18 protein-coding genes are annotated in these 17722 nt (G+C 61.2%); 12 read left to right on the forward strand and 6 right to left on the reverse strand.

All coding sequences use genetic code 11. From position 1 onward, the window contains the following. Positions 1–1395: a short-chain fatty acyl-CoA regulator family protein gene (locus HCZ23_RS10330; RefSeq protein ID WP_167601643.1), complete on the reverse strand. Its 1395-nt coding sequence runs from the start codon at positions 1393–1395 to the stop codon at positions 1–3. A 152-nt stretch (positions 1396–1547) separates the two neighbouring features. On the opposite strand from HCZ23_RS10330, the gene HCZ23_RS10335 reads away from it, so the two are divergent. From HCZ23_RS10335 to prpB, 4 genes are read left to right on the forward strand one after another with little or no spacing between them, the layout of a single operon-like run. Then, positions 1548–1976, forward strand: a complete 429-nt coding sequence (locus HCZ23_RS10335) for an acyl-CoA thioesterase (protein WP_167601644.1) — start codon at positions 1548–1550, stop codon at positions 1974–1976. Beyond that, positions 1973–3490, forward strand: a complete 1518-nt coding sequence (locus HCZ23_RS10340; RefSeq protein ID WP_167601645.1) for an MmgE/PrpD family protein — start codon at positions 1973–1975, stop codon at positions 3488–3490. Before HCZ23_RS10335 ends, HCZ23_RS10340 begins: the two co-directional genes overlap by 4 nt. Next, positions 3487–4656, forward strand: a complete 1170-nt coding sequence (gene prpC / locus HCZ23_RS10345; RefSeq protein ID WP_167601646.1) for a 2-methylcitrate synthase — start codon at positions 3487–3489, stop codon at positions 4654–4656. Before HCZ23_RS10340 ends, prpC begins: the two co-directional genes overlap by 4 nt. A gap of 4 nt (positions 4657–4660) precedes the next feature. Then, on the forward strand, positions 4661–5575 hold the full coding sequence (gene prpB, locus HCZ23_RS10350) for a methylisocitrate lyase (RefSeq protein WP_167601647.1): 915 nt from the start codon (positions 4661–4663) through the stop codon (positions 5573–5575). A gap of 61 nt (positions 5576–5636) precedes the next feature. On the opposite strand, the gene HCZ23_RS10355 is transcribed toward prpB, so the two are convergent. The 4 genes from HCZ23_RS10355 to hisI form a co-directional block, all read right to left on the reverse strand. Continuing rightward, positions 5637–6665 carry a methionine synthase gene (locus HCZ23_RS10355; RefSeq protein ID WP_167601648.1) on the reverse strand — a complete coding sequence of 343 codons (1029 nt, stop codon included), beginning with the start codon at positions 6663–6665 and terminating at the stop codon, positions 5637–5639. A 24-nt stretch (positions 6666–6689) separates the two neighbouring features. Beyond that, positions 6690–7694: a DUF1852 domain-containing protein gene (locus tag HCZ23_RS10360; protein ID WP_167601649.1), complete on the reverse strand. Its 1005-nt coding sequence runs from the start codon at positions 7692–7694 to the stop codon at positions 6690–6692. A gap of 184 nt (positions 7695–7878) precedes the next feature. Then, positions 7879–8751 (reverse strand): LysR family transcriptional regulator, encoded by an 873-nt coding sequence (locus HCZ23_RS10365; RefSeq protein ID WP_167601650.1) that lies wholly within the window; start codon positions 8749–8751, stop codon positions 7879–7881. A gap of 173 nt (positions 8752–8924) precedes the next feature. After that, on the reverse strand, positions 8925–9398 hold the full coding sequence (hisI, locus tag HCZ23_RS10370) for a phosphoribosyl-AMP cyclohydrolase (protein WP_167601651.1): 474 nt from the start codon (positions 9396–9398) through the stop codon (positions 8925–8927). An 88-nt stretch (positions 9399–9486) separates the two neighbouring features. On the opposite strand from hisI, the gene HCZ23_RS10375 reads away from it, so the two are divergent. From HCZ23_RS10375 to HCZ23_RS10400, 7 genes are read left to right on the forward strand one after another with little or no spacing between them, the layout of a single operon-like run. Next, positions 9487–10635 carry a GTP-binding protein gene (locus HCZ23_RS10375; protein ID WP_167601652.1) on the forward strand — a complete coding sequence of 383 codons (1149 nt, stop codon included), beginning with the start codon at positions 9487–9489 and terminating at the stop codon, positions 10633–10635. A gap of 56 nt (positions 10636–10691) precedes the next feature. Beyond that, positions 10692–12629 (forward strand): threonine--tRNA ligase, encoded by a 1938-nt coding sequence (gene thrS / locus HCZ23_RS10380; protein WP_167601653.1) that lies wholly within the window; start codon positions 10692–10694, stop codon positions 12627–12629. After that, complete coding sequence (locus tag HCZ23_RS10385; protein WP_254870085.1) at positions 12626–13465, forward strand: thiolase domain-containing protein; 840 nt, start codon at positions 12626–12628, stop codon at positions 13463–13465. The genes thrS and HCZ23_RS10385 overlap by 4 nt, the downstream gene beginning before the upstream one ends. 39 nt (positions 13466–13504) lie before the next feature. Further along, positions 13505–13804, forward strand: coding sequence for a hypothetical protein (locus tag HCZ23_RS18095; protein WP_254870086.1), 300 nt, complete (start codon positions 13505–13507; stop codon positions 13802–13804). 1 nt (position 13805) lies between these two features. Further along, positions 13806–14216: a Zn-ribbon domain-containing OB-fold protein gene (locus HCZ23_RS10390; RefSeq protein ID WP_217703169.1), complete on the forward strand. Its 411-nt coding sequence runs from the start codon at positions 13806–13808 to the stop codon at positions 14214–14216. A 26-nt stretch (positions 14217–14242) separates the two neighbouring features. Then, entirely contained in the window at positions 14243–14716 is a 474-nt protein-coding gene (locus tag HCZ23_RS10395; RefSeq protein WP_167601654.1) for a phosphoribosyl-AMP cyclohydrolase, read from the forward strand. Between the two features lie 28 nt (positions 14717–14744). After that, a complete protein-coding gene (locus tag HCZ23_RS10400) occupies positions 14745–15392 on the forward strand; it encodes a DUF1826 domain-containing protein (protein ID WP_167601655.1) in 648 nt (215 codons plus the stop codon). A 10-nt stretch (positions 15393–15402) separates the two neighbouring features. Here HCZ23_RS10400 and HCZ23_RS10405 read toward each other — a convergent pair whose 3' ends face one another. After that, a complete protein-coding gene (locus HCZ23_RS10405; RefSeq protein WP_167601656.1) occupies positions 15403–16419 on the reverse strand; it encodes a GlxA family transcriptional regulator in 1017 nt (338 codons plus the stop codon). A 128-nt stretch (positions 16420–16547) separates the two neighbouring features. Here HCZ23_RS10405 and HCZ23_RS10410 point away from each other — a divergent pair, with 128 nt between their 5' ends. Continuing rightward, positions 16548–17711 (forward strand): S-(hydroxymethyl)glutathione dehydrogenase/class III alcohol dehydrogenase, encoded by a 1164-nt coding sequence (locus HCZ23_RS10410; protein ID WP_167601657.1) that lies wholly within the window; start codon positions 16548–16550, stop codon positions 17709–17711. Positions 17712–17722 lie beyond the last annotated feature (11 nt).

Genomic DNA, 17722 nt, shown 5'->3' on the forward strand with positions numbered 1-17722 from the left:
TTACCCGCCCTCCTTGCTTGAATAGGGCGCAAGCCGCGACACACCGGGGTTTGGGCGCAGCGGGTGCCCCGTCATCGGGAAAGCCCGCTGCGCGCAGTTCTGGCGGTCGCAGATTTTGCAGCCCGCGCCAATCGGTGTGGCAATGCCCGGGTTCTTCAGGTCCAGCCCCGGGGAATAAACAAGCCGCTCCGCATGCGACAGATCACAGCCGAGCGCCACAGCGAATTCCTTGACCGGCGCGCCGAAGCCACCCGTTCCGTGACGTACCGTGCGCGCAACCCAAAGGTAGCTGCGCCCATCCGGCATCTGCGCCACCTGCGTCAACACCTCGCCGGGTCGCGAAAAGGCCGCGTAGACGTTCCAAAGCGGACAAGACCCACCGATGCGCGAAAAGTGAAAGTCGGTCGCGGACTGACGTTTGGAAATATTGCCCGCACGATCCACCCTGATAAAGAAAAATGGCACGCCGCACGCCGCAGGCCTCTGGAGGGTGGACAGCCTATGGCAAGTCGTCTCGAACCCAACGCCGAACCGATGAGCGAGCCGCTCGATGTCATAGCCTTCGGCCTCCGCCGCCGCAAGGAAGCTGCCGTAGGGCAGGATCACCGCCCCGGCAAAGTAGTTCGCCAACCCGATACGAAGAAGCGCGCGGCTGTCTTCGCTTGCCATCCCGGCCTCCTCGGCCAATCGGTCGATCAGGCTCCCTTGTTCCAGAAACCCAAGCTGCGTCGCCATCTGAAAGGCCCGCTGCCCCGCTGTCAGCTGCGATGACAGATGCAAGACGCCCGCCCCCGCATCGAAACGGCGCAGCGCGCGCGTGTCATCTTCCAGCACCACACGAATACCGTGTCGCCCGGCAAGGCGGTCGATCAGCCCTTCGGCCATCCGTCCGGGGCGTAGCCCCTGTCCGATGCTCTCGGCCGCCTCGTCCAAAGCGGGCACATAGTTGTGCTGCTCATAGAACCAGTCGCGTACCGCCTCAAAGGGCGCGCGGCCTGCGCCAGCTTCGCCGGAGAGGCGGCCGTTCATCAGGTCCATGCGCTCCGCGCTTTCGCGCAGCCGGGCGTGCGTGGCGATGATCGCACGGGCGACACCCGGCATGTTGGCCGCGATCTCGCGGACCTCCGCCAGCGACGCACCCGCCCCCTGATCGGCCAGTGCGGCCCGCAGATCGGGGATGAGACGTGCCTCTTCGGCCTCTGAAAAGAACTGCACATCCAACCCGAAAACGGCGTTCAGTTTCAACAACACGGGCACAGTCAAAGGCCGCTGGTTGCGTTCGAGTTGATTGAGATAGCTCGGAGAAATCTCCAGGGCGCGGGCGAGCGCTGCTTGGGTCATGCTGCGCTCTTCGCGCAGACGGCGCAGGCGGACGCCCATGAAAGGTTTTTTCATTTCTTTATCCTTCGCAACATTCGCAATTTGCACGGCGTTTCTTCGCAAAAATACGCGTTTTCAGTAGTTTATAGAATGCCATCGGGTGTGAAAAGCTGTCTTTGCTAATTTTGCGAAGTTCAGTTTCCACAAGCTGACAGATGGAGCCCCTGATGTCCCAGACACCCAATGGTCAGCCTGATGATCAACCCGACAATCCGACTGTGATGGTCGAAATGGTCTTTCCCGAACTGGCGAACCACTACGGCACGTTGTTCGGCGGCACGGCCTTGTCGCTGATGGCCCGGGCCGCCTTTGTCGCCGCCACCCGCAGGGCGCGTGGTGCGGTGGTCATGGCGCGCTCGGAACAGGTGGATTTCACCACGCCCGTTCGGGTCGGAGAGCTTTTGGAGCTTCGGTCCGAGATCATCCGCATCGGCCGCAGCTCCATGAGCGTCGCGGTCGTGGGCATCGCAGAAGAGATGGACACCGGCAATCGCCGCGAGGCCCTCAAGGGACAGTTCGTGATGGTGGCCGTGGATGCATCGGGGCGCCCACGTGCGCTCACTGACAAGACCTCAAAGAAGGAAGAGACTGTATGAAAACGCATGACGTGCGGACTTATAAATCCGCCGAACATCTGGCCCGCGAAGACCAATTGGCCTGGAAAATCGCCGAGGTGGCCGCCGACCCGGTCGCCGTGGCCCCCGAGGTGATCGAGATGATCATCAACCGGGTGATCGACAACGCCGCTGTCGCCGCCGCCTCTTTGGCGCGTCGTCCGGTGGCCTCGGCCCGGGCGCAGGCGCTGTGTCACCCCTACGCCCACGGCGCGACTGTTTTTGGCATGCCGACCGACACCCGCGTCAGCCCGGAATGGGCCGCATGGGCCAATGGCACGGCGGTGCGAGAACTGGATTTCCACGACACCTTTCTGGCTGCCGAATATTCCCACCCGGGCGACAATATCCCGCCGGTTCTGGCGGTCGCGCAGCATGCTGGGCTGTCGGGCCTTGATCTGATCCGGGGGCTGGCGACCGGCTATGAGATTCAGGTCGATCTGGTGAAGGGCATTTGCTTGCATGAGCACAAGATTGACCATATTGCCCATCTTGGGCCGTCGGCGGCGGCCGGGATCGGCACCGCGCTGAACCTGCCGGTCGAGGTGATTTATCAGGCGATCCAGCAGGCGCTGCATGTGACAACCACGACGCGCCAGTCACGTAAGGGCGAGATTTCCTCGTGGAAGGCCTATGCGCCGGCTTTTGCTGGCAAAATGGCGATCGAAGCTGTGGATCGCGTGATGCGTGGCGAAGGTGCGCCCAGCCCGGCCTGGGAGGGCGAAGATGGCTTTATTGCCTGGCTGCTGTCGGGGGCGGATGCCGTCTATCATGTGCCGCTGCCAGAGAAGGGCGAGGCCAAACGTGCGATCCTCGACACCTATACCAAGGAACATTCAGCGGAATACCAAAGTCAGGCGCTGATCGACCTTGCGCGCCGGATGGGGCCGAAGATCGGCGATCTGTCGAAGGTCAAATCGGTCCTGATCGAGACCTCGCATCACACCCATTACGTGATCGGCACCGGGGCGAATGACCCGCAGAAAATGGACCCTACGGCCTCGCGCGAGACGCTGGACCATTCGATCATGTATATTTTTGCGGTCGCGCTCGAAGATGGCGGTTGGCACCACGAGAAAAGCTATGCGCCGGAGCGTGCCCGGCGGCCCTCGACCGTGGCGCTCTGGCACAAGATCTCGACCGCCGAGGACGCCGAATGGACGCGCCGCTACCACGCCCGCGATCCGAAGGAAAAGGCCTTTGGCGGGCGTGTGACCGTCACGCTTGAGGACGGGTCGCACATCGTGGACGAGCTGGCGCTGGCCGACGCCCATCCCGACGGGGCGCGCCCCTTCGTGCGGGCGAATTACGTCCGGAAATTCCTGACCCTCTCAGAGGGCGTGCTGAGCGCATCCGAACAACAGCGCTTTCTCGATGTGGCCGAGGGGCTTGCCGATCTCGAGGCGGGCGATCTGGGCCAACTCAATTTCGTGGTCGAGGCCGACAAGCTCGGCGCGCCGCGTCCGCATGGCATTTTTGATTGGAGGAAAACATGAGCGGTTCTATCAAGAAACCGAAAAAATCCGTGGCGCTTTCGGGCGTCACGGCGGGCAACACCGCGCTTTGTTCCGTGGGGCAAAGCGGCAATGACCTGCATTATCGCGGCTATGATATTCTCGATCTCGCGGAGAGCTGCGAGTTCGAAGAGGTGGCGCATCTTTTGATCCATGGAAGCCTGCCATCCGCCGCAGAACTCGATGCCTACAAGGCCAAACTCAAGGCGCTCAGGGGCCTGCCGAAAGCCGTGCGCAAAACGCTTGAGGCGATCCCGGCGGCCGCGCATCCGATGGACGTGCTGCGTTCTGGGGTCTCGGCGATGGGCTGTGCTTTGCCCGAGGCCAGCGATCACAACACCGCTGGCGCGCGCGACATTGTGGACCGGCTGATCGCGGTGCAGGGCTCGATGCTGCTCTACTGGTATCACTATGCTCAAAACGGGCGACGGATCGAGGTAGAGACCGAAGACGACAGCATCGCCGGGCATTTCCTACATCTGTTGCACGGTCACACCGCAGGCGCGGAGGACGTCCGCGCGATGCATGTGACGCTGAACCTCTATGCCGAGCATGAGTTCAATGCCTCGACCTTCACCGCGCGTTCCATCGCGGGCACTGGCGCGGATGTCTATTCCGCCATCACCGGGGCCATTGGCGCGCTTAGGGGGCCGAAACACGGGGGCGCGAACGAGGTCGCTTTTGAGACCCAGAAACGCTACGAGACGCCGGATGAGGCGGAGCAGGACATTCGCGCGCGCATCGCCAACAAAGAGGTGGTGATCGGCTTTGGCCATCCCGTCTACACCGTCTCCGATCCGCGCAATGTCGTGATCAAACGCGTCGCGCGGCACCTGTCGGAAACCGCGGGGTCGATGAAAATGTACGACATCGCCGAGCGGATAGAATTCGTGATGATGGATGCCAAGCGCATGTTCCCGAACCTCGATTGGTTCTCCGCCGTCTCCTATCACCTCTTGGGGGTGCCGACGGCGATGTTCACGCCGATTTTCGTCATTGCCCGGACGTCTGGCTGGGGCGCGCATGTGATCGAGCAGCGGATCGACAATAAGATCATCCGCCCCTCGGCCAATTACGTCGGTCCCGAAAACCGCCCCTTCCTGCCGCTTGGGCGGCGGGGTGCTGAATTCCCCAGAGCTGCGGAGTGATCCCATGACCTATTTGATTGCAGAGGATTTGCCCGAAGAGAGCGCCGGGCGGAGGTTTCGCAAGGCGTTGAACGATCCGGGAATTCTACGGCTTCCCGGTGCGCATAACGGTCAGTCCGCGCTTCAGGCGAAGGGGGCCGATTTCGAGGCCTTGTACCTGTCGGGGGCGGCGATGACCGCGTCCATGGGTTTGCCGGATCTGGGCATCATCACCGTGGATGAGGTCTGTTTCTTCATTCGCCAGATCGCGCGCGCCTCCGGCCTGCCGCTTCTGGTCGATGGCGACACCGGCTATGGCGAGGCGCTCAATGTCATGCATATGGTGCGCGCCTTCGAAGAGGCGGGCGCGGGCGCCGTGCATCTCGAAGATCAGCTTTTGCCCAAGAAATGCGGCCACCTAAATGACAAGAAGCTCGCCCCTGCGGCGGATATGGCGGCGAAAGTGGCGGCGGCGGCGAAAGCCTCGCGCGATCTCGTGATCATCGCCCGCACAGATGCCGCGGCCTCTGAAGGGATTGAGGGTGCGGTGGCTCGTGCGAAACTTTACGTCGCAGCCGGGGCCGATGCGATCTTCCCGGAGGCGCTGACCTCGGTCGAGATGTTCAAGGAGATGCGCGCGGCCCTTCCCGGTGTCAAACTTCTGGCCAACATGACCGAATTCGGACGCACGCCCGCGCTCACGGCCAAGGAGTTCGAAGAGCTGGGCTATGACATGGTGATCTGGCCGGTGTCGTCCCTCAGGGTCGCCAACAAGGCGCAGGAAAAGCTCTACGCCGCCCTTGCCCGCGACGGGGCCACCACAGCGATGATCCCGGAGATGCAAACCCGCAAGGAGTTGTATGACACCATCGGGCTCAACACCTTCGAGGCGCTCGACACATCCATTGCGGCTTCGGTCGCACCGGACTGGGTCGCGTAACCTAGACCCGCTCGCAGGCCCGTCTGTCATGGCGGGCCTGGGATCACGCACCTCACGCGCCTCAGCTCGCCAGTTCCTGCCGAATGATCTCGGCGCCTGCACTCAAGGCTTTGAGCTTGCCGCGCGCAACCTGCCGCGAGAGGGGCGTCATTCCGCAGTTGGTGCAAGGGTAAAGCTTGTCCGCATCCACGAATTGAAGCGCCTTGCGCAGGGTGTCCGCCACCTCTTCCGGGGTTTCGACTTGCGTGTTGGCGACATCAATCGCCCCGACCATGATCTTCTTGCCGCGCAGCATCTCGATCAACTCCAGAGGAACATGCGAGTTGTGGCATTCGAGCGAGATCAGATCGACGCTGGAGGCCTGAATCGCCGGGAAGATCATCTCGTATTGCCGCCATTCGGAGCCAAGCGTCGCCTTCCAATCCGTGTTCGCCTTGATGCCATAGCCATAGCACACATGAACGGCCTTCTGACATTTAAGCCCCTCCATGGCGCGCTCCAATGTGGCCATGCCCCAGTCATTGACCTCTTCAAAAAACACATTGAACGCCGGTTCGTCGAACTGGATGATGTCGACGCCTGCAGCCTCAAGCTCTTTTGCCTCTTCGTTCAGAAGTTTCGCGAATTCCCAGGCGAGTTTTTCGCGGCTGCCGTAATGCGCATCATAAAGCGTGTCGATCATCGTCATCGGCCCTGGCAGCGCCCATTTGATCGGGGCGTCGGTCAGCGACCGCAGGAATTTGGCGTCCTCGACAAAGACCGACCGGGGCCGCGTCACGGCGCTCACCACCGTCGGCACGCTGGCGTCATATCGGTCGCGGATGCGCACGGTTTCCCGCTTTTCGAAATCGACCCCTTCGAGCCCCTCGATAAAGGTGGTGACGAAATGCTGCCGGGTCTGTTCGCCATCGCTGACGATGTCGATCCCGGCGTCCCGCTGTTCGCCAAGGGTCACGCGCAGCGCGTCACGTTTGGCATGAGCGAGGTCTTCGCCCTCAAGTTTCCAAGGCGACCAGAGTTTTTCGGGTTCGGCCAGCCAGGAAGGTTTCGGAAGGCTGCCCGCGGTGGAGGTGGGGAGAAGTTTGGTCATTTTGTGCGTTCCTTGGTCTTTGTATCAGGCAGCGGATTGGGTGGACTGGCCGGTCTGGGAAAACTGTGCGGACCACTCAGCCAGCCGGGCGCCATAGGGTTTGATGAAATGCTCTTCTGCGAACCGGCCCTGTTCGGCCGCCAGACGTGCGCGCTCCTCGCGGTCATAGATGACGCGGGTGGGCGAAAAATCCTCGTGCTTCAGGCTCGGCCTGTAGAATTGGCCGGCCACCGAATTCGCATTGTAGATCTCGGGTCGGTAGATTTTCTGGAAGGCCTCCATCGTGCTGATCGTGCCGATGAGTTCGAGATTGCTGTAGTCATTCAACAGATCGCCGAAGACATAAAAGGCCAGCGGAGCGACGCTTTTGGGCGGCATGAAATAGCGCACCTTCATGCCCATCTTGTCAAAGTACTGCTCGGTCAGCGACGCCCCGCTTGGCGCATATTCGAGGCCCAGAACAGGATGGGCATTCGCGGTTCGGCGATAGGTCTTGGTTTCCGACACGCTGAGACAGATCACCGGCGGCTTGCGGAAATGCGTCTTGAAGGTGTCGGAGGCGACGAAGGCCTGAAATATCTTGCCATGCAGATCGCCGAAATCTTCCGGCAGACTGAACCCATCCCGGGCCTTGTTGTGCGCGGGCAGGACGACGCTGAAATCATAGTCCCGCAGGTAGGACGAGAAATTGTTGCCCACCAGACCGTCGACGCGCGTGCCGCTTTGTTTATCGACAATCGTGGTGTTCAGCATTTCGATGGCCGGGAAGGCCGTGCCGCTCTCAACGACATCCATTTCGACGGAGATGATGTCGAGTTCGACAGCGTAGCGATCTCCCTCGGGATTGTCCCATTGCGCCAGATCGTTGAACCGATTGTCGATCATGCGCAGCGCATTCGCGAGGTTCTGTTGGCGGTACGCGCCGCGTGCGAGATTGGCGAAATTGGTCGTCAACCGCGTGCTGTCCGCAGGCATATAGGTTTCGTCAAAGCGAAGGCTCTTGATCTCGAAGGTGAATGTCTCGGGCATGGTGGTCGGCTATCCGGTCGTTGTTTCCAATGTGAATCGCGAGCGGAAATGCCTCCCGCGACGCCTCTTCTATGCGGCGGGATCAACATGAATAAAAATGACTTATTATCGTAAAAGCATGACTTTGTGTCATGATTTTTCGCGAGACTTCTGCTCTGCCGAGGCCCGACATGACGTTTGACGGTCAGATCTGGACCGTCTCCGCCAGCTGTATGAATCCATCAAGGTAGCTCGGGGCGGCACCCGTCCGGTAGCCCAAGTGAATGGATTTGGGAATGCCCTCACCGATACGCACACCCTTCACCCCCTTGGCCTCACGCAAAAGCCAATCCGGCGTCGCGCTTACGGCCCGGCCGGACGCCACAAGCCGTAGCATGAGGTCGGTGGTTTCAACCGTGCGATGCCGACGCGGCAAGGCATGGGCGGGTACGAGAAAACGCGTGTATATGTCGAGCCTTTCACGCGCGACGGGATAGGTGATCAGCGTCTCGCGCGCCAAGTCCTCTGGCGTGACCTGCCGCTTGCGGGCAAGCGGATGGTCTTCGGCGACCGCAAGCACCAATTCGTAATTGAAAACAGGCCTGTATTCGAGACCGGTACGCTCGACCGGGTCCGGCGTCACAAGCAGGTCGATCTCATGCCCCAGCAGAGCCGCCAGCCCGCCGAACTGAAACGCGGAGGTCACGTCGAGATCGACATCCGGCCATTGCGCCAGAAACGGATCGACGATCCGCATCAGCCAGTCCTGACAGGGATGGCACTCCATCCCCACTCGGATCGCTCCGCGGCGCCCCCGCGCATAGTCCTCTAAAACGGTGGCGCCATGTTCAAGCTGCGGCAACACCCGTGCTGCCAGTCCCGTCAGGTATTCCCCCGTCGGCGTGAGCCGTAACTTGCGGCCTTCGCGTTCCCAAAGCTTCACACCATACCGCTCTTCGAACCGGCGAATGGCATGGCTGACGGCCGATTGCGTCAAATGCAGACGATCTGCCGCTTCGGTCAGGCTGCCCGTCCGCTCGATTTCGCGCAAGATTGCGAGGGGTTGAATGTCAATCATATCTCTTGACCTTGTTTTGCTCTTTCATGCTTTAAAATCGCATTTATGTCATGAGAAAATTTGTCGTTTTTTGAGATCTATGACGGCATGACCCGATTGGGGATGGCTGCAACGCGCGCCCCGCAGCTTGGGCAGGCTCCCATGAGATTCCGGAGTTTCGCTTTGAGGTAGTGTTAAAGCTGTGTCGGGTTCGGCGCGTCACCGTAGATTGTAAGCGGATCAAATGTCTTTTGATCTTCAATGAAGACCAAAGACGCGCCTGCCTGCGCTCCATGGGGCACGGCGCGATAGAAACACGACCGATAGCCCACGTGACAGGACGCGCCCGACCCGGTGACGTCAACGCTCAGCCAAAGCGCATCCTGATCATCATCAATGAGCGCCTCTACAACCTTTTGCACCAGCCCCGAAGTCGCGCCCTTGTGCCATAGAACCTGTCGCGCGCGGCTAAAGTAATGCGCTTCGCCGGTCTCAATCGTCAGGCGAAAGGCCTCCTCCGTCATCCAGCCCAGCATCAGAACGTCTCCGGTTGCAGCATCCGTTGTGATGCAGGGCAGAAGGCCGTCATCCCCAAACTTCGGAGCAAGTTCGGTGCTCTCTTCGACCTGTTCGATTGTTTTGCGTGGGGCGAAGTCCAGTTGCGTCATCAGGGTCTCTTTTCAGCTGCTTCGAATAGTAATGTTATAATGTAACAAAGCATGGCCAAATCCAGACGCATTGTAAAGGGCACGCACTATGGCATTGGAGGACACCCGCCTTCCGGTCACCTTGCTGTCCGGTTTCCTTGGCGCCGGGAAGACAACTCTGTTGAAACACCTGATCAGCGATCCGCAGGCGGGGCGGGTTGTGGTCATTATGAATGAATTCGGCGATGTGGCGCTGGATCACGATCTCATCGAGGAGGCGACAGAGGAGACCGTGCTGTTGCCGTCAGGCTGCCTGTGCTGCGCGATCCTTGGCGATTTGGCGACAACGCTCGGGACGCTGGAGGCGAAGCGCGCGGCGGGTGATTTGCACTTCGACAGGGTGATCATCGAAACCAGCGGCATCGCTGATCCGGGGCCGATCATCCACACGCTGGCTGCGGATCGGCAGATCGCTCAGACCTTTCGGCTAGATGGCGTTGTGACGCTGGCGGATGCGGCGACGGGCATAAAGACGCTGGATCAACAGCCGGAGGCGGTGCTGCAGGTGGCGATGGCCGATGTGCTGATCCTGTCGAAAACCGATCTGGTCGACGATTTTGACCTGATCCGGTTCGAGAAGCGTCTGGCGGGGATCAACACCACCGCCCGGCGCATCCGCTCAAGCCACGCGGAGGTGCCGCGCGGCGCGCTTTTCGGACTGTCCGCGATGCGCTTGGGCGTGACACATGCCGAGATTGACGCCTGGCTTGGGGACATGCCGGATGCGATCCAGCATGAGCCTCTGGCCGGTCTGTCTGGTCTGAAAGCCACGGTTTCGGCTCCTCTGGCGTTCAACGCTATGCCGTCGGTGGCGCAGGGCCGTCACGATCACCGGATCACATCGGCCTCGATTGAGGTCGCAGAGCCCATTCCCGCCACGGTCTTCGACTTTTGGCTGAACACGTTGATCGCGCTCCGTGGGCCGAACGTCCTGCGCATCAAGGGCATACTGCACGTCGAGGGCGCGGCCTATCCCTTTGTGATCCACGGGGTTCAACATATTTCCGACGCGCCTGTGCCGTTGAAAAACTGGTCCAGTCCCGACACCACAAGCCGTGTGGTCGTCATCGCGCGCGACATGGAGGAGGCCGACCTCACAGCCAGTCTGAACATGCTTCTGTCGCGGCCGCCAAAGAGCGCGCCGGGGCATGATCTGGCCAGTGGCATGATGGTCGAAACCCTCGAGATGCCATTTTGATCCGATGCGCGCCTGACCTGCCTCATCAAATCGCCCCGCCAAAGAAAGACCCCGCAATGATCCATATTCGCCTGCCCGATGGCGCCACCCGCGCGCTTGAGCCCGCCAGCACCGCCGCCGATCTCGTCGCTTCCATCAGCCCCAGCCTTGCCAAGCGCACGGTGGCGGCGCGTGTCGATGGCAAGCTCACCGATCTCTCCGCGCCTCTGCCGGATGGGGCGGCGGTGGAGCTTGTCTCGCGCGATGATCCGGCGGCGCTTGAACTGATCCGGCATGACCTGGCCCATGTGTTGGCCGAAGCCGTACAGGCGCTCCGGCCCGGCACGAAAACCGCCATCGGCCCGGCGATTGAGCATGGGTTTTATTATGACTTCGAGCGCGACACGCCCTTCACCCCGGAGGACCTGCCCGCGATTGAGAAGAAGATGCGCGAGATCATCGCGGCGAAGGTGCCTTTCACCTGTGAGGCATGGACCCGCGACGCGGCGCGCGCGCATTTCGAAGCGGCGGGGGAGCCGTATAAGCTGGCGCTTCTGGAGGCGATCCCCGAGGGTGAGCCGGTGACCATCTACCGTCAGGGCGGGTGGCTCGACCTCTGTCGTGGCCCGCATATGCGCCACACTGGCGATGCGGGCAGCGCCTTTAAGTTGACCCGCGTGGCCGGGGCCTATTGGCGTGGCGATAGCAACAACCCGATGCTCAGCCGCATCTACGGCGTGGCTTTTGCCGACAAGCCTGCCCTTGAGGCGCATCTCACTATGATGGCCGAGGCCGAGAAACGCGACCACCGCAGGTTGGGGCGCGAGATGAACCTCTTTCACTTCGAAGAGGTCGCGCCCGGCTCGGTCTTTTGGCATGCGAAAGGCTGGCGGTTGTTCCAGACCCTGATCGGCTACATGCGGGATCGGCAGGAGGCGGCGGGCTATATCGAGGTGAATTCCCCCGACATTATGGACTGCGCCCTTTGGGAAACCTCCGGCCATTGGCAGAACTATCGCCAGAACATGTTCCTCGCCAAAACCGAGGATGACCGCGACTATGCACTCAAACCGATGAATTGCCCCGGTCACATGCTGATCTACGGGCAAGGCGTGAAAAGCTACCGCGATCTGCCGCTGAAGCTGGCCGAATTCGGCAAGGTGCACCGCTATGAACCCTCGGGCGCGCTTCATGGGCTATTACGTGTGCGCAGCTTTACCCAAGATGACGCGCATATCTATTGTACGCCCGAACAGTTCACAAAGGAATGTTTGAAGGTCAACGATCTGGTGCTGTCGATCTACCGCGACTTCGGGTTCGAGGATGTGCGGATCAAGCTTTCCACCCGGCCCGAGAACCGCATCGGCAGCGATGAAAGCTGGGATCGCTCCGAAGCGGCTTTGCGCGCCGCGCTGGATCAGGCGGGGCATCCCTATACGATTTTCGAGGGCGAAGGCGCGTTTTACGGGCCGAAGTTGGAATATGTCTTGCGCGACGCCATTGGGCGTGACTGGCAATGCGGCACCTTGCAGGTGGATTTCAACCTGCCGGAACGGTTCGGGACGACCTATGTCGCGCCTTCCGGGGACAAAATGGTGCCGGTCATGCTGCACCGTGCGCTGTTTGGGTCGCTCGAACGGTTTACAGGCATTCTGATCGAGCATTATGCCGGTCACCTGCCGCTCTGGCTTGTCCCGGTCCAGGTTGTGGTCGCCACGGTCACCGGAGCGGCGAACGACTGGGCCACGGAGGTTGCAGGGGCCCTGAAAGCCGCGGGGCTCCGTGTCGAGACCGACCTGCGTAATGAGAAGATCGGGTACAAGGTGCGCGAACACGCGTTGCAGAAAATCCCGGTTCAGATCGCCCTTGGTGTCCGTGAAGCCGAAGAGCGCAGCGTCTCGATCCGCCGTCACGGCACGGACAAGACGCAGTCTTTGCCACTGGAGGAGGCGCTTCAGCTGCTGGTCGCGGAGGCACGGGTGCCGGGCCACAGTCTTCGCGTGGGGAAACCATGAAGAACAAAGCTTTTATCGTCGGGGCCTATGAGCATCCGACACGGGATGCGTCCGACATTCCATTGGCGCAACTGCATGCTGAAGTGGCGGCGGGGGCGCTGGCGGATGCCGGATTGAGCCTTGCGGATGTGGACGGGTACTTCTGTGCCGGTGACGTGGCGGGCTGGGACGCGCCCGGATGCGGGCCATTTTCGATGGTCGAATATCTCGGGCTGAACCTGCGCCATCTCGACACCACCGAAAGCTGGGGGTCGGCCTATATCAACCACGTCGCCCATGCCGTGCAGGCCATCGAGGCGGGCAAATGCCGCGTGGCGCTGATCACGCAGGCCGGTCGCCCGCGCGCCGAGCGCAAATCACCCGCGCAGATGCACAGCGAACAGACGCAAAGCGCGCATGAGGCCCAGTTCGAATTGCCCTATGGTCCCGTTGTCACCAACATGTACGGTATGGTGGCCGCCCGGCATATGTACGAACACGGCACCACGCCGGAGCAACTGGCCTGGATCAAAGTCGCCGCCTCACACCACGCGCAGCACAATCCCAACGCCGTCCTGCCCAAGGTGGTGACGGTCGAAGACGTGCTGAATTCCCCTATCGCGGCGACGCCGCTGCACCGTTTGGATTGTTGTATCATCAGCGATGGGGGCGGGGCTCTGGTCGTCGTGCACCCGGACGTGGCGCGCGACTTGGATCGTCCCAAAATCACCCCCATCGGCGCGGGGTTTACCGTCAAGCATCTCAATGGCGGCTATTTCGATATTCTGGCCTCGGGCGGTGTGAAATCCGGGGCGGAAGCCTTTGCTCAGGCGGGCGTCACGCCGCAGGACATTTAATATGCCTCAATCTACGACAGCTTCACGATCACCGTTCTGGTGCAGCTCGAAAACCTCGGGTTCTGCGCGCCGGGGCAGGGTGGGCGTTTCGTGGCGGAGGGCAACCTGATTGCGGGCGTGGGACGTCTGCCGGTCAACACCGATGGTGGCGGGCTGTGCAGCAATCATCCCGGCAATCGCGGCGGCATGACCAAGCTGATCGAAGCGGTGCGCCAGTTGCGGGGCGAGGCCCATCCCGCCGTGCAGGTGCCCGATTGCCATCTGGCGCTGGCCCATGGCACGGGCGGGCAACTTGGATCACGGCACGGCAGTGCCACGCTTGTTCTGGAGAGGGTTTGAAATGTCCGTTGAGATGCCTGAGCAAAATCCCATCACCGCGCCGGAACCGACCGCAGAGACCGCCGCCTATTGGGACGCCGCCGATGAAGGGCGGCTGGTGCTGAAACGCTGCCTTGGCACGGGCAAGGCCTTTCACCCGCCGCGCAAGATCAGCCCCTTCACCGGGCGCGACGACACCGACTGGATCGAGGCGGAAGGCACAGGGGAAGTTTATGCGCTCAGCGTCTCGACACGTCAGGGCGCGGAGCATTGCATCGCTTATATCGCACTCACTGAAGGCCCGATCATTCTGAGCGCGCTGACCCGGTGCGACCTGTCCGCGGCAAAGATCGGGCAAAGGGTGCGCGTCGTCTTTGAGCCTTGCGCCAACGGCAGACGTGTCCCCATGTTTACCACGGTTGCGACCGATTGAGACAAGATCACACAGAGGACTATCCCATGCAGATCACCCAAGACGACATCGAAAACGCTCTCATCACCTGGGGCGAGGGCAAGATCGCCATTTCGAAAGTCTTCGAGGACGGCGGTATCGACGCGGCGCGCAAGGTGGCCTCCGCCAATCTCGATGAGTACTACGGCTACACCCTCGGCCCCGTGTTGTTCAAACCGACGATGGCCAGCGGAGCGCAGACGTTTCGCCCGACGAAAGCGGGCGCTTTGGCCTATTTCTGTGGCCATTCCGAAGAGTACCCGCTCGACAATGGCTTCGCGATCATGGGCTGGCGCGCGATGGAGCGCATCACCTCGGCCAGCTTCATTCATGGCGACGTTGCCATGTGGATGGGCTGGATCAAACTGACGAACAAGGACGGCTCGGTCACCACGGTCGACAAGAGCTTTGGCTACAAAAAGGATGCGGCCGGCAAGATGCGCATCGTGCTGCACCATTCGTCTTTGCCCTACCAACCGTAAACCACCACAGACCCGGAAAGACCGCTCTATGCTCCTCGAAAACAGTCTCGGCCTCACAGATTGCACCTCGGTCGTCTCCACACCCAAAGGCCTTTTGGACATTCACGAACCGGCCTGCGCCGCTGCAATTTGGCAACGTAATCCGCTGCCGCGTTTCCAAAACTGGATCGAAGCCTTGCCGCCGGAGAAACTGCCGAAAGCACGCCTGATCTTGCGGCCCGATGCGGTTTGTGATGCGCTGTTGAATGTGGCCGAACGGTGTGGAACGACGGAGTGTCCGGAGCGCGACATGCTGATCGAAGATGCCTCTGCGCTGGCGGCGATTTTTGCCAATGTCATGCAGGCCGAGTACCTGCGCCTGCGGCTGGATGTCGTTGACACAAATGCCTGTCGCAAGTTTCACATCGACGCCGTCAAAGCCCGGCTGGTCTGCACCTATCGCGGGACAGGCACGCAATACGGTCTGTCTGAGAATGGCCAAGATCCTGCGAAAATCGTCACGGTGCCGACCGGCGCGCCGATTGTTTTGCGTGGCACGCGCTGGCCTGAAACGCCGCTCTCAAGCCTGTTGCACCGTTCGCCGCCGATTGCCGGAACGGGGGAGACGCGGCTTCTCTTGGTGCTCGACCCTGTGGAGGACCTTGCGGAGGAGGCAGAGGGCGCTTACCTGCATTGAGGCGCTGATGCTATTCGGACCCCGCCGTCGCAAACCGGGCGCGATAGTCGCGCGGTGACAGGGAAAAGCGGCGGCGAAAGGCTTTGCGCATCTGCTCGTCCGACTGAAACCCGGCCTTATAGGCCACGCTTTTGAGCGGCAGGTCGGTGTCGAGCAGCAGGGCCTTGGCGCGGTCACAGCGCAGGCCTTCCAGCATGGTCATCGGTGAGGCGCCGAACTCGGAAGTAAACGCCCGCGACAGGCTGCGCACACTCATGCCCTGCGCGCGGGCAATTTCATCGAGTGTCAGAGGCTGATCCAGCCGCTCGCTCATCCAGTTGAGCACATCGCTCATCCGACTTGTTCCCGACATTTGCCCGGCCAGCAATGTGCTGAATTGAGATTGCCCACCCGGTCGTTTGAGGTACATCACCATGTCGCGCGCCACGGCCAAGGCGATGTCGCGCCCGTAGTCCTGTTCGACAAAGGCCAGGGTCAGGTCAATCGCCGCCGTCACACCGGCGGAGGTCCAGAAATTGCCCGCCTGCACAAAGATCGCGTCGGGGTCCACTTGCAACTTCGGAAACCGTTGGCGCAGCCTGTCGGCATAGTTCCAATGGGTCGCGGCACTCTGGCCCTCCAAAAGACCGGCCTCGGCCAGAAAGAAAGAGCCGGTGCATAAGGCAGCGCAGCGCGTGACGTCGCGCCCATTTTCGCGGCACCACGCCACCAGCCTGTCTTCATTGCGCAGCACCTCTTCGATCTTGGGCGCGCTCGCGATCAGGACCGTTTCTGGTGTGCCAAGATCATCGAGCGCGACCGTGGCGCCCAGCGTCATCAGAGTGTCGGAGGGGATCGGCCCAGCGGTAGGGGCCGCGATGGTGACGTCATATCCGCCGGTATACCCGGCGGCGGCAAGATGCTGTGACGCGTAGCTCAGAACGCTCAGAGGGCCTGTTGCCTCCAATGTTTTGAAGCCCGGGTAGACGATCAGGGCCACCTGTCGCCGCTGGTCCATCTTGGGTGCAAGGTCGTGATCTGTCGGCATCGTGTCGTCGTTCCCCGGATGTGGCCAGTCCGGCCCGGTGTTTGGCCAAATGGGCGGGGTCAGATTGCTGGACCGCCCAATGTGATACTGTAACATCGTGAGACCACAGATGAACAGAGAGAACAGTCATGAAAATCCGCGCTGCCGTCGCTTGGGAAGCCAACCGCCCGCTTGAAATCGAAGAGATCGACCTGGAAGGTCCCAAGGAAGGCGAAGTCCTCATCCGCATCGTCACCACCAGCCTGTGCCACACCGATATGTTCACCCTGTCGGGCGCCGATCCAGAGGGCCTGTTCCCTGCCGTTCTGGGCCATGAGGCCGTCGGCATCGTCGAGGAACTGGGGGCAGGTGTGACCTCGCTGAAACCCGGCGATCACGTCATCCCGCTTTACACGCCGGAGGACCCGAACTGCCCCTATATCAAATCCGGCAAAACCAACCTCTGCCAGACCATCCGCAAGACCCAAGGCCAGGGCGTCATGCCCGATGGCACCTCGCGATTCAGCTATAAGGGCAAGATGATCCATCACTATATGGGCACCTCGACCTTCGCCGAATACACGGTTTTGCCGGAGATTGCGCTTGCGAAAATCTCGAAAGAGGCGCCGCTTGCGAAGGCTTCGGTCATGGGCTGTGCGATCCCGACCGGCATGGGTGCGGTGCGCAACACCGCCAAGGTCGAAGCCGGGGCGACGGTCGCCGTTTTCGGTCTGGGGGCCGTGGGCATGGCCGTCATTCAGGGCGCCAAAATGCAAGGCGCGTCGCGCATCATCGGCATTGACACCAACCCGAACAAATTCGAACTGGTCCGGAGCCTCGGCGCCACCGAATGCATCAACCCAGCAGATTTCTCCGAGCCGATTCAGGACATCATCGTCGAGATGACCGATGGCGGCGTGGATTATTCTTTTGAGTGCATCGGCAACGTCAATGTCATGCGTTCGGCGCTGGAATGCTGTCACAAGGGCTGGGGCGAATGCACCGTGATCGGTGTTGCAGGTGCCGGTGAAGAGATTGCCACCCGTCCGTTCCAGCTTGTCACGGGCCGCGTCTGGCGTGGGTCGGCCTTTGGCGGCGTCTTGGGCCGGAGCCAGTTGCCGGGAATGGTTGATGAATGGTTGCGTGGCGATTTCGATGTCGATCCCTACATCACCCACAATATGACCCATGATCAGATCAACACGGCCTTCGATCTCTTGCATGCCGGAAAGTCGATCCGATCCGTGATCCACTTCCAGCCGGGGGAAACGATGCTGGTCAATGATTTGCCTGGCGTCATCGTGCCCGCGTGATTGTACCGGGC

This window comes from Celeribacter sp. HF31 (genome assembly GCF_011806455.1).
Lineage (GTDB): Bacteria > Pseudomonadota > Alphaproteobacteria > Rhodobacterales > Rhodobacteraceae > Celeribacter.

Excerpts from the sequence above, each read along its gene's own strand:
- HCZ23_RS10330 (WP_167601643.1), bottom strand. The coding sequence starts at position 1,395 with ATGAAAAAACCTTTCATGGGCGTCCGCCTGCGCCGTCTGCGCGAAGAG.
- HCZ23_RS10335 (WP_167601644.1), top strand. The coding sequence starts at position 1,548 with ATGTCCCAGACACCCAATGGTCAGCCTGATGATCAACCCGACAATCCG.
- HCZ23_RS10340 (WP_167601645.1), top strand. The coding sequence starts at position 1,973 with ATGAAAACGCATGACGTGCGGACTTATAAATCCGCCGAACATCTGGCC.
- prpC (WP_167601646.1), top strand. The coding sequence starts at position 3,487 with ATGAGCGGTTCTATCAAGAAACCGAAAAAATCCGTGGCGCTTTCGGGC.
- prpB (WP_167601647.1), top strand. The coding sequence starts at position 4,661 with ATGACCTATTTGATTGCAGAGGATTTGCCCGAAGAGAGCGCCGGGCGG.
- HCZ23_RS10355 (WP_167601648.1), bottom strand. The coding sequence starts at position 6,665 with ATGACCAAACTTCTCCCCACCTCCACCGCGGGCAGCCTTCCGAAACCT.
- HCZ23_RS10360 (WP_167601649.1), bottom strand. The coding sequence starts at position 7,694 with ATGCCCGAGACATTCACCTTCGAGATCAAGAGCCTTCGCTTTGACGAA.
- HCZ23_RS10365 (WP_167601650.1), bottom strand. The coding sequence starts at position 8,751 with ATGATTGACATTCAACCCCTCGCAATCTTGCGCGAAATCGAGCGGACG.
- hisI (WP_167601651.1), bottom strand. The coding sequence starts at position 9,398 with ATGACGCAACTGGACTTCGCCCCACGCAAAACAATCGAACAGGTCGAA.
- HCZ23_RS10375 (WP_167601652.1), top strand. The coding sequence starts at position 9,487 with ATGGCATTGGAGGACACCCGCCTTCCGGTCACCTTGCTGTCCGGTTTC.
- thrS (WP_167601653.1), top strand. The coding sequence starts at position 10,692 with ATGATCCATATTCGCCTGCCCGATGGCGCCACCCGCGCGCTTGAGCCC.
- HCZ23_RS10385 (WP_254870085.1), top strand. The coding sequence starts at position 12,626 with ATGAAGAACAAAGCTTTTATCGTCGGGGCCTATGAGCATCCGACACGG.
- HCZ23_RS10390 (WP_217703169.1), top strand. The coding sequence starts at position 13,806 with ATGTCCGTTGAGATGCCTGAGCAAAATCCCATCACCGCGCCGGAACCG.
- HCZ23_RS10395 (WP_167601654.1), top strand. The coding sequence starts at position 14,243 with ATGCAGATCACCCAAGACGACATCGAAAACGCTCTCATCACCTGGGGC.
- HCZ23_RS10400 (WP_167601655.1), top strand. The coding sequence starts at position 14,745 with ATGCTCCTCGAAAACAGTCTCGGCCTCACAGATTGCACCTCGGTCGTC.
- HCZ23_RS10405 (WP_167601656.1), bottom strand. The coding sequence starts at position 16,419 with ATGCCGACAGATCACGACCTTGCACCCAAGATGGACCAGCGGCGACAG.
- HCZ23_RS10410 (WP_167601657.1), top strand. The coding sequence starts at position 16,548 with ATGAAAATCCGCGCTGCCGTCGCTTGGGAAGCCAACCGCCCGCTTGAA.